Here is a 13,221-nt window from a genome sequence, read left to right on the forward strand (position 1 = left end):
TGCGCCTGTAACCACCCGTCCGCCAGTGGATCGAAAGTCAAGGCTTGGCAAGCGAAGCCAGCCGTATGTTTTCACCTCTTGAAGACAGCAGTGCCCACAGGTGCAGTTTTATGCTCATCTGAGCGGGTCGCGGCACGACTGATTTCGATCGATGAACGATCAAGGGGTGGCACGCAGTGCCACCCCTTGAGGAAGTGCAGCCGTGCTTGATCCGCTCATCTGAGCGCAACCCTTATCAAGGGTGGCGAGAATCACGCTGCCACAGACTGCCTCGTTCCACCATGCGGACCGCCCGGCGGACACCGGCCAGGAGCGGCGAACAGCCCTGTCACACACCCATCTCCGACAGCCGCTGCTCCACCCGGTCCGGCGCGTACAGGTGCTCCACCACCAGCGCGCCGGCACCGATCAGCCCGGCCCGGTCGCCGAGCCGCGAGGTGACGACGTCCAGGTGGCCCGTGGAACGGGGCAGCGCCCGCTGGTACAGCAGCTCGCGCACCCCGGTCAGGAAGGGGGTCCCGGCCAGGTCGCCCGCGATCATCAGCACACCCGGGTTGAGCAGGGTCACGACCGTCGCCAGCACGTCCCCGACCTCCCGCCCGGCCTCCCGGGCCAGCGCGGCGGCCTCCGGGTGCCCGGCGGCCAGCAGATCCCGCACGTCCGAGCCGGAGGCGGCCGGCACCCCCGCGGCGGCCAGCCGGCGGGCCACGGCACCGCCGCTCGCCACCGCCGCGAGACAGCCGTACGAGCCGCACCGGCACAGCGCGTCGGCGCCCACCCGGATGTGCCCGATGTCGCCCGCGCCGCCGTCGACGCCCCGGTAGAGCGAACCGTCCACCACCACCCCGGCACCGATGCCCGTCGACACCTTGACCAGCACGAAGGCCCTGCAGTCGGGGTGTCCGGTGCGCTGTTCGCCGTACGCCATGAGATTGGCGTCGTTGTCCACCAGGACCGGGACCGCCGGGGCGCCGGTGCGGTCGGTGAGGGCGCGGGAGAGCCGGCCCGGTATGTCGTAGCCGTCCCAGCCCGGCATCATCGGCGGCTGGACCACCCGGCCGGTCTCGCTGTCCACCGGGCCCGGCACCGCCAGCCCGATGCCGCACACCTCCCCGGCGCCCCGCTCCGCCTTGGCCAGCAGCTCGGCGAACCAGTGGCCCAGCTCGCCCAGGACCGCGTCGGGGCCGTCCTCGACCACCAGCGTGCCGGCCTGCTCGGCGAGGATCTCACCGGTCAGGGTGAGGACGGCCGCGCGGGCGTGCCGGGTGTCCAGGTCGGCGACGAGGACCACGGCGTGGGAGTCGTCGAACTCCAGGGTGATGGAGGGGCGTCCGCCGAGCGGCGAGTCGACCGGGCCGCCGGCGCCCTCGCGCAGCCAGCCCGCCCGGAACAGCCGGTCCAGGCGCTGGCCGACGGTGGCCCGGGACAGTCCGGTCGCCCGCTGGAGCGCACCGCGCGTCACGGCCCGCCCGCTGCGCACCAGTTCGAGCAGATCGCCGGCACCCGCCTGGCCCCCGCTCTTGCCGGCCCTTCCCGGACGTCCGGTCATGCGCACCCCCTTGTGCTTCTCAAGTTTGCCTTACATATTGAGTTTTGCGTGTTAAATAGGCGTAACCCTACGGTGGCCGGGGCGGAACCGCGTCGGCCGGACGTCTTCGGGGAGCCCCGAGTGGATCGCACCGCCCAGCTCACTGCCCGTTCCACCCCGTACGAGACGGCATACGATCCACCGGCCACGGCCGCCACCCCGGTCACGGCGTCCCTGCCCGCGAGGGCCGCCGGGGTGCTGGAGGCGAACTGGACCGGCGCGTCGACGGTGCCCTCCCGCGCCCTCTACCCGCACCAGTGGTCCTGGGACTCGGCGTTCGTCGCCATCGGGCTGCGGCACGTCTCGCCGCGGCGGGCCCAGACGGAACTGGAGACGCTGCTCGCGGCCCAGTGGGCCGACGGCCGCGTCCCGCACATCGTGTTCAACCCCTCCGTACCGCTCGACGCGTACTTCCCGAGCCCCGACTTCTGGCGCTCCTCCACCGCGGGGCGCACGGCGGGCGCCCCGCGCACGCTACAGACCTCCGGCATCGTGCAGCCACCGGTGCACGCGCTGGCGGCCTGGCTGGTGCACCGCGCCGATCCCCGGCTGTCCCGGGCCCGCGGCTTCCTGGCCCGCGTCCACCCGCGACTGGCCGCCTGGCACCGGTACCTGCTGCACCGCCGGGACCTCGGCGGCGCCGGGCTGGTCTCCGTGGTCCACCCCTGGGAGCAGGGCATGGACAACAGCCCCTGCTGGGACGCCCCGCTGGCCCGGATCACCCCGGCCCCGGCCCGCTCCTTCCGCCGCGCCGACCTCGAGCACGGCGCGGCCGGGGACCGGCCGACGGATCTGGACTACGGGCGGTACGTGCGGCTGGCCGCGGACTACCGGGACGCCGGGTACGCGGACGGGGGCGGCGAGTTCGCCGTGGAGGACCCGGCGTTCAACGCCCTCCTCATCGCCTCCGAGCTCGCGCTGGCCCGGATCGCCGAGGAACTGGGGGCGCCCGGCTCCGCCCGCAGGACCCGCGCGCACCGGCTGACGGCGACGCTGGTGGAGCGGCTGTGGGACGCGGACGCGGGAATGTTCCTGTGCCGGGACCTGCGGGCCGAGGACGCCGCACCCGGGCGGGGCGCCTGCGGTACCGGACCCGCACCCCTCCCCTCCCACGGGCTGGGCGGCCCGGGGCGATCCCGCCTCCTCCCCGAGCGCGCCGTCTGCGGTCTGGTGCCGTTGATCCTGCCCGGGCTCCCCCGCGACATCGCCGCCACCCTCGTCCGCACCCTGCGCGGGCCGCACTTCTCGGTCGGTGACCGCACCCGGCTCGTGCCCAGTTACGACCTGCTCGGCGCGGCCTTCGACCCGCACCGCTACTGGCGCGGACCGGCCTGGTTCAACACGGGCTGGCTGCTGGAGCGGGGCCTGCGCACGCACGGTGAGACGGCGGCGGCCGAGGCACTGCGCCGGGCGGTGCTGGACCTCGCCGGCGCCTCCGACTTCGCGGAGTACGTCGACCCGTACACCGGCGCGCCCTGCGGAGCCACCGGCTTCAGCTGGACGGCGGCCCTCGCACTCGACCTGTGCCACCGGCCGGCCGCGCACCACGAGCGTCAACATCTGGACAAGAGCGGACAAAGAGTCGTACCCCCCACGGACACCGGAACGTTCGACAGGAGTGACAGAGGAGGGGACCGGGGATGACGGACCGGCATCATCTGCTCGTGCACGGCGCCACCTTCGCCGCCGTGGGCGACCGTGGCGACATCAGCGGGGTGCGGGGCGGCAGCTCCCCGGACGGGTTGTTCGTCCGGGACGCCCGGCACCTCAGCCGCTGGCAGCTCACCCTCGACGGCGCGGTGCCCGAGGTGCTCACACCGGTCACGGACGGGGACGAGGCCCGCTGTGTGCTGGTCCCGCGCGGCGGCCGGCAGGAGCCTCCGGCGTACACCCTCTTCCGTGAACAGGCCGTCGGGGACAGCTCGTTCGTGGAGTCCGTGAAGGTCACCAGCAACCGCCCGGTGCCCACCACGGTACGGCTCGCGCTCACCGTCGACGCCGACTTCACCGACCAGTTCGAGCTCCGCTCCGACCACCGCACCTACGCCAAGCCCGGCGCCCTGCGCTCCCGCGACGTCCTGCCCGACGGGATCGAGTTCACCTACCGCCGCGCCGAGTGGCGGTCCTGTACGACCATCACGGCCGACCCGGCCCCCGACGCCGTGGAGGAGACCGGCACCGGCGCCCGCCGCCTGGTGTGGACCCTCGACCTGGCACCCCACGGCACGACCGAGCTGCTGCTGCGGGTGATCGCCCGCCCGTACGGCGAGAAGCGCGCCCTGCGCGTGCCCCGCGACCCCGCCGCCGTACGCGAACACCTCCTCGCGGAGGAAGCCCGCTTCATGGAGGGCGTGGCCTTCCCGACCGGCTGGCCGGAACTGGCCGCCGCCTGCGCCCGGGGCCTCGCCGACCTGGCGGCGCTCCAGGTCCCGGCCACCGGGCCGGACGGCGAGGACCTGCGCGTACCGGCGGCAGGCGCCCCCTGGTTCCTCACCCTGCTCGGCCGCGACGCGCTCCTCACCTCCCTGTTCGTCCTGCCGTACCACCCCCGGTCCGCCGCCGCCACGCTCCTCGCCCTGGCCGCCACCCAGGCCACCGGCACCGGCCCGTCCCCGGTCGCCCAGCCCGGCAAGATCGTGCACGAGGTACGCCACGGTGAGCTGGCCCACTTCGGCCAGGTGCCGTTCGGCCGCTACTACGGCTCGGTCGACGCCACCCCGCTCTTCCTGATCCTGCTCGGCGCGTACGTCGAGCGGACGGGCGACACGGAGCCGGCCCGGCGCCTGGAGCCGCACGCCCGGGCCGCCGTCGGCTGGATGCTCGACCACGGTGGCCTGACCTCGCGCGGTTACCTCGTCTACCGCGCCGACGAGGGCGGCCTCGCCAACCAGAACTGGAAGGACTCCCCCGGCGCGATCTGCTGTGCCGACGGCACCCGGCCCACCGGCGCGGTGATGGCGGCGGGCGCCCAGGGCTACGCGTACGACGCGCTGCGCCGCACGGCCGGGGTGGCGCGGACGGTGTGGGGGGACGAGACGTACGCCGCGCTGCTGGAACAGGCGGCGGCCGACCTCCGGGACCGGTTCCAGCGGGACTTCTGGATGCGCGAGCGGTCCTTCCCGGCGCTGGCCCTGGACGGGCGGGGCCGGCAGATCGACGCGCTGGCGTCCGACGCCGGGCACCTGCTGTGGTCGGGGCTGCTGGACAAGGAGTACGGCGAGGTGGTGGGCCGGCGGCTGCTGGAGCCCGACTTCTTCTCGGGCTGGGGCGTCCGCACACTGGCCTCCGGCCAGGCCGCGTACCACCCGCTGTCCCACCACCGGGGGTCCGTCTGGCCCCATGACAACGCGCTGATCGCCCTGGGCCTGGCGCGGTACGGGCTGCACGACGAGGCCCGCACGGTCGCCCATGCCCTGATCGACGCGGCGACGGCGGGCGGGCACCGGTTGCCGGAGGTGCTGGCCGGGTACGGGCGCGCTCCGCACGGTTCGCCGGTGCCGTATCCGCACGCGTGCGGGCGGGGGGCCAGATCCGCCGCCGCGCCGCTCGCCCTGCTGACGGCGGTGGGGGGCGCCTAGGGCCTGTCGTTCGCGGCGCCGGACACCGGGCGGCGGCCTCCTCGGAAAAAAGTCGCGGGCCGCTGTCGATCCGGCCGCGTCCCGTTCGACGTCATGGTGTGCGGCGCCCCGCCGCGCGATGACGCGACAGGATCCGAGGAGGACAGACGTGGATCAGCTGCTGAGAGTGATGAACTTCAACGTCTCGAGTGAGGGAATCGGTGCCGGTGAGCACCAGAGTCTCGAGCGGCCGTTCGGTCTCGACCATCCCGAGAGGCTGTTCGCCTGGGCCGGAGCCACGGCGAGCTGGCCCATGCGCACGGAACCCGGCGGCAGCCGTGGCCTCGACGACTACTTCACGCGGGACTTCGCACGCGACATCGGTGCCGAGATCATGGGCCGCAACAAGTTCGGCCCCCAGCGTGGGCCCTGGCAGGACCACGAGTGGCGCGGCTGGTGGGGGGAGGAGCCCCCGTTCCGCACTCCGGTGTTCGTCATGACCCACCACGAACGTCCGTCCTTCACGCTCTCCGACACCACGTTCCACTTCGTCGGCGGCGACCCGGCCACGGTCCTCGCACGTGCGAAGGAGGCGGCGCGGGGCCGGGACGTCCGACTCGGCGGCGGGGTCACCACCATCCGGCAGTTCCTCGACGCCGGCCTCGTCGACACCCTGCATGTGGCGGTCTCGCCGGTGAAGCTCGGGTCCGGACTGCGTCTTTGGGAGTCTCCCGACGAGCTGCTCGACCGGTTCCACCTGGAGGTCGTGCCCAGCCCGAGCGGTGTGACGCACCACCTGTTCTGGCGAAGGTGAGGCGAGGGCCACTCATGTCCAGGCCGCGATGTGGTCGTACCGCCGGCCGTGTTGACCAGGTGTTTGCCCGGCTGCCCTGAACGGTGCTTCCCCGCGGGCCGTACGGGAGGGCATGAGCGCGCTCCAGCCTGCCTCTGCCGCTGCCTCTGCCGATTCCTCCGCCGAGGGCGTGGCCGAAGAGGTCACCGAACCCGCCGCCCGCACGTTCCGCCGTCCCTGGGCCGCCTGGTCGGCCTGGCGCGGGCGCTGGCGGGAGGGGCATCCGGAGGCCGCGCGGGCCCTGTCCGTCACCGTCACCGTGCTCGCCGCCGCGCTGGTCGTCGCCGCACTGGTGATGCCGAACACGGTCGTCCGGCTGGGGCCCGCGAAGTTCCTCCGCATACCCGCCGAGGCCGTCATCGGGGCGGCCGTGCTGCTCGCGCTGCCGCGGCGGCCCCGGGTGGTGCTGGCGGCGGTGTCCGGGGTGCTGCTCGGGGCCATGACCGTGCTCAACGCGCTGGACATGGGGTTCGGCCAGTACCTCGGCCGAAACTTCAACGTCGTACTGGACTGGGGTCTGTTCGGGGACGCGGAGTCGTACCTGGAGGACTCCCTCGGCCGGACGGCCACCCTCGCCGCCGTGGCCGGACTGATCGTGGCCGTCCTGCTGCTCTTCGTGCTGCTGGCCCTGGCGATGGTCCGGCTGGGCAACCTCCTCGCCCGGCACCCCGGCACCGCGACCCGCGGCACCCTGGTCGCCGGGGTCGTCTGGATCACCTGTTCCTCGCTCGGGCTCCAGGTGGCGGGCGTGCCGATCGCCTCGTCCCGCACCGCGAACGCGCTGAAGGTCCAGGCCCGCCGGGTCTCCGACACGCTGAAGGACGAGGCGGAGTTCCGGAAGGTGGCCCGGGTCGACGCGTTCGGGAACACGCCGGGCAGCCAGCTGGTCCCCGACCTGCGCGGCAAGGACGTGATCTTCACCTTCATCGAGAGCTACGGCCGCAGCGCGATCGAGGACCCGATCATGGCGCCCGGCGTGGACCGGACCCTCGACGTGCGCACCAAGGCGCTGGCCAGGGCGGGCTTCCACGCCAAGAGCGGCTGGCTGACCTCGGCGACGTACGGGGGCAGCAGCTGGCTCGGCCACTCCACCACCATGTCGGGCCTGTGGATCAGCAATCAGCAGCGCTACCGCACGGTGATGGCCAGTGACCACCTCAGCCTGACGGAGGCGTTCCGCAAGACCGGCGCGTTCGACACGGTGGGGGTCATGCCGGGGGTGCAGAAGGGGTGGCCGGAGCAGAAGTGGTACGGCCTGGACAAGGTCTACAACGCCTTCCAACTGGGTTACCGGGGGCCGAAGTTCAGCTGGTCGACCATGCCCGACCAGTACGCCCTCCAGCAGTACCAGGAGCGGGTGCACAGCAAGCCGCCGGCCGCCGGCAAGGCACGGATGTCCCTGCTCATCCTGACGTCGAGTCACCAGCCCTGGGCGCCCATCCCCAAGAGGGTCGGCTGGGACCGGCTCGGCGACGGCTCGGTCTTCAAGGGCATCCAGGCGGCGGGGAACAAGCCGGCCGACGTCATCGCCGACACCACCAGGTCCCGCGAGGAGTACGGCAAGTCGGTCCAGTACTCGGTGACCGCGCTGACCGAGTGGCTGGAGCGGTACGGCACCGAGGACACCGTGCTGGTCTTCCTCGGCGACCACCAGCCCATCGCCCGGGTCAGCGGCAACCACGCCAGCCGTGACGTGCCGGTGTCGATCGTCGCCAAGGACCCCAGGATGCTGGACAAGATCGCCGACTGGAACTGGACGGACGGGCTCCGCCCCGCCCACGACGCCCCGGTGTGGAAGATGAGCTCCTTCCGCGACCGCTTCCTGACGGCCTACGGCTCAACGCCCCACCCGAAGAACGGCTGACGGGACCCGGGGGCCAGGGGCGCAGCCCCGGGGGCGCTCACCCACCCGACGTGTCGAGCTCCGCGTCCTCGGTGATCCCGGAGCAGTCGTACGGGTCCTTCAGCCACCCGTCCGGCAACACCACCCGGTTGTTGCCGGACGTACGGCCCCGAGGCCCCTCCGCACCGACCGGCCACGCCTGGTCCAGGTCCAGCTCGTCCAGCCCCGCCCGCAGTTCCTGGAGCGACGACGTGATCGCGAGCCGCTTGCGCATCTCGGACCCGACCGCGAACCCCTTCAGGTACCAGGCGACGTGCTTGCGGAAGTCGACCACGCCCTTGGACTCGTCCCCGAGCCACTCCCCGAGCAGGGTCGCGTGCCGCACCATGACGTCGGCGACCTCCCGCAGCGTGGGCCGCAGGAAGTCGTCCCGCCCCTCGAACGCGGCGACCAGGTCCGCGAAGAGCCAGGGCCGCCCCAGGCACCCGCGCCCCACGACCACGCCGTCGCACCCGGTCTCCCGCACCATCCGCAGCGCGTCCTCGGCCGACCAGATGTCACCGTTGCCGAGCACGGGGATCTCCGGCACGTGCTCCTTCAGCCGCGCGATGGCGTCCCAGTCGGCGGTGCCGCCGTAGTGCTGGGCGGCGGTGCGGCCGTGCAGGGCGATGGCCGTCACGCCCTCCTCGACGGCGATGCGGCCGGCGTCGAGGTAGGTGATGTGGTCGTCGTCGATGCCCTTGCGCATCTTCATGGTCACCGGCAGGTCACCGGCCCCGGACACCGCCTCCCGCAGGATCGCCCGCAGCAGGTTCCGCTTGTACGGCAGCGCGGACCCGCCGCCCTTGCGCGTCACCTTCGGCACCGGGCAGCCGAAGTTCAGGTCGATGTGGTCGGCCAGGCCCTCTTCCGCGATCATGCGGACGGCCTTGCCGACGGTCGCGGGGTCGACGCCGTACAGCTGGATCGAGCGCGGCTGCTCGCTCGGGTCGAACCTGATCAGCTGCATGGTCTTCTCGTTGCGCTCGACCAGCGCCCGAGTGGTGATCATCTCGCTGACGAAGAGCCCCTTGCCGCCGCTGAACTCCCTGCACAGGGTACGGAAGGGCGCATTGGTGATCCCCGCCATGGGTGCGAGCACGACGGGCGGTGTCACGGCGTGCGGGCCGATGGAGAGCGGGTGGGTCATCGTCAGGACTCCGGACGGATCTACGGCACGGGACGGACAGGGGAACGCTGGGCAAGGACCCATTGTCCCTCACCCGCCGGGCGGCTCGTCCGCCGGAGCCACCGGCCGACGCCCGGAGACCATGTACGAGTCATTAGTTAGACGCACTATTGAGTTCGGCGTACGATGAGACCCATGCCAGAGCTGAGCCCTCGCCGACGCCTGCTCGTGCTCCTGATCTGCTGCATGAGCCTGCTGATCGTGAGTCTCGACAACACCGCGCTGAACGTGGCCCTCCCCTCCATGCAGCGCGACCTGCACGCCACCACCTCCGGCCTGCAGTGGACGATCGACGCCTACACACTGGTCCTGGCCTCGCTGCTGATGCTGGCGGGCTCCACGGCCGACCGGATCGGCCGCAAACGCGTCTTCATGGCGGGCCTGGTGGTGTTCACCGCCGGCTCCGCGCTGTGCTCCCTCGCCCCCAACCTGGAACTGCTGATCGTGTTCCGCATGGTCCAGGCGGTGGGCGGCTCGATGCTCAACCCGGTCGCCATGTCGATCATCACCAACACCTTCACCGACGCCCGGGAACGCGCCCGGGCGATCGGGGTGTGGGGCGCGGTGGTCGGCATCTCCATGGCGGCGGGCCCGCTGGTCGGCGGGCTGCTGGTGCAGTCGGTGAGCTGGCGGTCCATCTTCTGGGTCAACCTCCCGGTCGGCCTCGCGGCCCTGCTGCTCACCCTCCGCTTCGTCCCGGAGTCCCGCGCGCCCAAGGCCCGCCGTCCCGACCCGGTCGGGCAGCTGCTGGTGATCGCCCTGTTCGGCTCGCTGACGTACGCGATCATCGAGGCGCCGGAGTCGGGCGCCGGCCCGGTGGCGCCGTTCGCCGTGGTCGCCGTGGCCGCGCTGCTGGCCCTCCTGTGGTACGAGCCCCGCCGCGACGAACCCCTCATCGACCTGCGCTTCTTCCGTTCGGCCCCGTTCAGCGGCGCCACCGTGATCGCGATCAGCGCGTTCGCGGCCCTCGGCGGCTTCCTGTTCCTGTCCACCCTGTACCTGCAGAACGTGCGCGGCCTGGACGCCCTGCACGCGGGCCTGTGGATGCTCCCGATGGCCCTGCCGACGTTCCTGTGCGCCCCGCTGTCCGGCCGCCTGGTGGGCAGCCGCGGCCCACGCCTGCCGCTGCTGGTGGCGGGTGCGGCGATGACCGCGAGCGGTGTGCTGTTCGCCGCGTTCGAGGCGGAGACCTCCGATACCACCCTCCTGATCGGCTACGTCCTGTTCGGCATCGGCTTCGGCTTCGTGAACGCGCCGATCACCAACACGGCCGTCTCCGGCATGCCGCGCACCCAGGCCGGTGTCGCCGCAGCCGTCGCCTCCACCAGCCGGCAGCTGGGCCAGACGCTCGGCGTCGCGGTCATCGGCGCCGTCCTGGCCTCCGGCATCGGCTCGTCCCCGTACCGGCAGGTGTTCGTCTCGGCGGCCCGCCCCGGCTGGTGGATCCTCACCGCCTGCGGCCTGGCCGTCCTGACCCTCGGCTTCCTGACCAGCGGCCACTGGGCCCGCCGCACCGCCGACCGCACGGCGGAGAGCCTGCGGTCACCGGAGGTACGCCAGGTCGTGGAAACCGCGAAGCGGACGTAGCGGCGGGGGCCCGGCGGGCCGCCGTTCAGGAAGCCGGGCGGCGCGTCAGCCTGCGCAGGCGATCTCGTGCAGCTTCTCCAGCCGCTGCCGGGTCTCCTCGTTCCTCGGTGTGTACGTGACCATCCGGGCGCCCACCTCGGGGGCGAGCCACAGGTCCGTGTGCTCCAGGCTGAGGAGGCCCACGTGGGGGTTGAGGAACTCCTTGGACTTGGAGCGGGTGTCGACCACCTCGTAGCGCCGCCAGTTCTCGCGGAAGGCGGGTGACTCGTCCAGCCGCTTCAGGAGCACCTTCCAGGCGGGCTCGCCGAGATGGCCGGCGAGGGCGGCGCGCAGCCGGGCGGCCATCAGACGCTGGGTCTTCTCCAGGTGGACGACCGCCGCCTGCCACTCCTTGTTGGTGTGGACGAGGAGCATGCAGTTGCGGTCCTCGGGCGGGACCGCGTCCAGGTCGCCCAGGAGGCGGGCGTAGGTGCGGTTGTAGGCGAGGATGTCGTACCGGCTGTTCTGGATGCAGGCCGGGATCGGCTCCAGCCCGGTCAACATGGCGCGCAGCGCGGGGGTGACGCTCGGGCAGTTCGCCGCCGGGGTCGGGTCCGTCGCGCCGGCCAGCTGGAAGAGGTGGGCGCGTTCGCTGGCGTCCAGGCGCAGGGCGCGCGCGAGGGCGTCGAGGACCTGGACGGAGACCTGGATGTCACGGGCCTGTTCGAGCCAGGTGTACCAGGTGACGCCGACCGCGGAGAGGTGGGCGACCTCCTCGCGGCGCAGCCCGGGGGTGCGCCGGCGGACCCCGCGCGGCAGGCCCACCTGCTCCGGCGTGATGCGCTCGCGTCTGCTGCGCAGGAACGCGGCCAGCTCGTGCCGACGGATCTCCGCTCCCCGGGCGGGCGCCCGGGTTTCCTGGACCGAGGTCGTCATGCGTCCAGGGTGCCGGTCCGGCCAGCCTGTTTCCAGGTGCTTCCAGTACCAGGACAAGGGCCGCCGACCACCAGCATGACCCGGAGCCGGCGCGGAGACCGGCGCGGAGACCGGCCCGGCCCCCGGGTGGTTCCGGGTAGTCCCGGTACCAGGATGAGGAGACTCTGGTACCAGCCTGGGCGGTTGTCCAGGCTCGGGAGCATGAGTGAAACCGTCACCGCCCCCGCCGTCCGGCCGACGGCGGCGCCGCCCGCGCTGACCGGGCCCGGGCTGTTCACCGTCCTGCTGGCCGCGGCGCTGCCGCTGGTCGACTTCTTCATCGTCAACGTCGCGCTGCCGACCATCGGCGCCGATCTCGCCGCGGGCGAGGCCGTGCTGGAGCTGGTCGTCGCCGGGTACGGGGTCGCGTACGCCGTGCTGCTCGTGCTCGGCGGGCGGCTCGGGGACCTGTTCGGCCGGCGCCGGCTGTTCCTCGCCGGGATGGCCGCCTTCGGGCTCACCTCACTGGCCTGCGGGCTCGCGCCCGGCGCCTGGAGCCTGGTCGGGGCCCGGGTCGCGCAGGGCGCCTCGGCCGCCGCGATGCTGCCGCAGGTGCTCGCCACCATCCAGTCCGCCACGAGCGGCACGCGCCGGGCCAAGGCCATGAGCCTGTACGGCGCCACGGCCGGGCTGTCCATGGTCGCCGGGCAGATCCTCGGCGGGGTGCTGGTCGCCGCCGACATCGCCGGGACCGGGTGGCGGGCCATCTTCCTCGTCAACGTGCCGGTGGTCGTGCTGGGGCTCGTGCTCGCCGCCCGGTTCGTGCCGGAGACCCGGTCGCAGCACCCCGAGCCCGTGGACGGGCCGGGCACCGTGCTGCTCGCGGTCTCCCTGCTGACGCTGCTCGCGCCGCTCACCGAGGGGCGGGCGGCCGGCTGGCCGCTGTGGACCTGGCTGTCGCTGGCCGCGTTCCCCTTCGCGGCGGGCGCGTTCTGGGTGGTGGAGCGGCGGGCGGACCGGTCGGGGCGGACCCCGCTGGTGCCGCCGAGCCTGTTCCGGGTGCCGTCGATGCGGCGCGGTCTGGAGCTGATGGTGCCGTTCTCCATCGGCTTCAGCGGGTTCATGTTCATGATCGCGCTGGCGTTGCAGCAGGGTGCCGGGCTCGGTCCGGTACCGGCCGGGCTGGCGCTGGCGCCCATGGCCGTGGCGTTCCTGCTCGTCTCGCTCGCCGGGCCCCGGCTGATCGCCCGCTTCGGCACCCGCGTGGTCACGGCCGGGTCCGTGCTGCAGGGGGTGGGCGTGCTGCTGATCGTGCTGGCCGCGTGGCGGGACTGGCCGCGGCTGGACATCGTCTCCCTGCTGCCGGGCGCGGCGGTGGCCGGCGCGGGGCAGGCGCTGCAACTGCCCAACATCATGCGGCTGGTGATGTCCGAGGTGCCGCCCGCGCGGGCCGGGGTCGGCAGCGGGGTGATGGTGACCACGCAGCAGTCGGCGCTGGCGCTGGGGGTGGCGACGCTGGGCACGCTGTTCCTGACCCTGGTGCCGCATCTGGGCATGCGGGACGCGCTGGTCAGCACGTTGCTGGTGCAGCTGGCCGGGATCGTGCTGACCGGGCTGCTCAGCCTGCGGCTGCCGCGGACGGTGGGCTGAGCGGGGGCCGGCCCGGCCGGT

Annotated in this window: 9 protein-coding genes; 6 read left to right on the plus strand and 3 right to left on the minus strand. The window is 73.0% G+C overall.

Going from position 1 to position 13,221, the window contains the following annotated elements; genetic code table 11:
• Window positions 1-328 precede the first annotated feature (328 nt).
• Window positions 329-1,549 (minus strand): ROK family protein, encoded by a 1,221-nt coding sequence (locus AB0946_RS01755; RefSeq protein ID WP_366758663.1) that lies wholly within the window; start codon window positions 1,547-1,549, stop codon window positions 329-331.
• 120 nt (window positions 1,550-1,669) lie between these two features.
• Between AB0946_RS01755 and AB0946_RS01760 the strand changes: the two genes are divergently transcribed.
• The 4 genes from AB0946_RS01760 (at window position 1,670) to AB0946_RS01775 (ending at window position 7,862) form a co-directional block, all read left to right on the plus strand.
• Window positions 1,670-3,232 (plus strand): hypothetical protein, encoded by a 1,563-nt coding sequence (locus tag AB0946_RS01760; RefSeq protein WP_366758664.1) that lies wholly within the window; start codon window positions 1,670-1,672, stop codon window positions 3,230-3,232.
• Window positions 3,229-5,166 carry a glycogen debranching N-terminal domain-containing protein gene (locus AB0946_RS01765; protein ID WP_366758665.1) on the plus strand — a complete coding sequence of 646 codons (1,938 nt, stop codon included), beginning with the start codon at window positions 3,229-3,231 and terminating at the stop codon, window positions 5,164-5,166. Before AB0946_RS01760 ends, AB0946_RS01765 begins: the two co-directional genes overlap by 4 nt.
• 148 nt (window positions 5,167-5,314) lie before the next feature.
• The gene (locus AB0946_RS01770) at window positions 5,315-5,959 is read left to right on the plus strand and encodes a dihydrofolate reductase family protein (RefSeq protein WP_366758666.1); all 645 of its coding nucleotides are present in this window, start codon (window positions 5,315-5,317) and stop codon (window positions 5,957-5,959) included.
• A gap of 112 nt (window positions 5,960-6,071) precedes the next feature.
• Window positions 6,072-7,862, plus strand: coding sequence for a CDP-alcohol phosphatidyltransferase (locus tag AB0946_RS01775; RefSeq protein ID WP_366758667.1), 1,791 nt, complete (start codon window positions 6,072-6,074; stop codon window positions 7,860-7,862).
• A 37-nt stretch (window positions 7,863-7,899) separates the two neighbouring features.
• Here the strand turns inward: AB0946_RS01775 and dusB are convergent, their stop codons facing one another.
• Window positions 7,900-9,030, minus strand: coding sequence for a tRNA dihydrouridine synthase DusB (gene dusB / locus AB0946_RS01780; protein WP_366758668.1), 1,131 nt, complete (start codon window positions 9,028-9,030; stop codon window positions 7,900-7,902).
• Between the two features lie 174 nt (window positions 9,031-9,204).
• Between dusB and AB0946_RS01785 the strand changes: the two genes are divergently transcribed.
• Window positions 9,205-10,656, plus strand: coding sequence for an MFS transporter (locus AB0946_RS01785; RefSeq protein WP_366758669.1), 1,452 nt, complete (start codon window positions 9,205-9,207; stop codon window positions 10,654-10,656).
• Window positions 10,657-10,701: 45 nt separating this feature from the next.
• On the opposite strand, the gene AB0946_RS01790 is transcribed toward AB0946_RS01785, so the two are convergent.
• Entirely contained in the window at window positions 10,702-11,571 is an 870-nt protein-coding gene (locus AB0946_RS01790) for a helix-turn-helix transcriptional regulator (protein ID WP_366758670.1), read from the minus strand.
• Window positions 11,572-11,772: 201 nt separating this feature from the next.
• Between AB0946_RS01790 and AB0946_RS01795 the strand changes: the two genes are divergently transcribed.
• Window positions 11,773-13,200 carry an MFS transporter gene (locus tag AB0946_RS01795; protein ID WP_366758671.1) on the plus strand — a complete coding sequence of 476 codons (1,428 nt, stop codon included), beginning with the start codon at window positions 11,773-11,775 and terminating at the stop codon, window positions 13,198-13,200.
• Window positions 13,201-13,221: the final 21 nt, after the last annotated feature.

Source organism: Streptomyces sp. NPDC046870, assembly GCF_040704595.1.
GTDB lineage: Bacteria > Actinomycetota > Actinomycetes > Streptomycetales > Streptomycetaceae > Streptomyces > Streptomyces argyrophylli.

What these genes read in the sequence shown, in the direction of transcription:
- AB0946_RS01795 (WP_366758671.1), top strand. Translation starts at nt 11,773, where the DNA reads ATGAGTGAAACCGTCACCGCCCCCGCCGTCCGGCCGACGGCGGCGCCG.
- AB0946_RS01790 (WP_366758670.1), bottom strand. Translation starts at nt 11,571, where the DNA reads ATGACGACCTCGGTCCAGGAAACCCGGGCGCCCGCCCGGGGAGCGGAG.
- AB0946_RS01785 (WP_366758669.1), top strand. Translation starts at nt 9,205, where the DNA reads ATGCCAGAGCTGAGCCCTCGCCGACGCCTGCTCGTGCTCCTGATCTGC.
- dusB (WP_366758668.1), bottom strand. Translation starts at nt 9,030, where the DNA reads ATGACCCACCCGCTCTCCATCGGCCCGCACGCCGTGACACCGCCCGTC.
- AB0946_RS01765 (WP_366758665.1), top strand. Translation starts at nt 3,229, where the DNA reads ATGACGGACCGGCATCATCTGCTCGTGCACGGCGCCACCTTCGCCGCC.
- AB0946_RS01755 (WP_366758663.1), bottom strand. Translation starts at nt 1,549, where the DNA reads ATGACCGGACGTCCGGGAAGGGCCGGCAAGAGCGGGGGCCAGGCGGGT.
- AB0946_RS01775 (WP_366758667.1), top strand. Translation starts at nt 6,072, where the DNA reads ATGAGCGCGCTCCAGCCTGCCTCTGCCGCTGCCTCTGCCGATTCCTCC.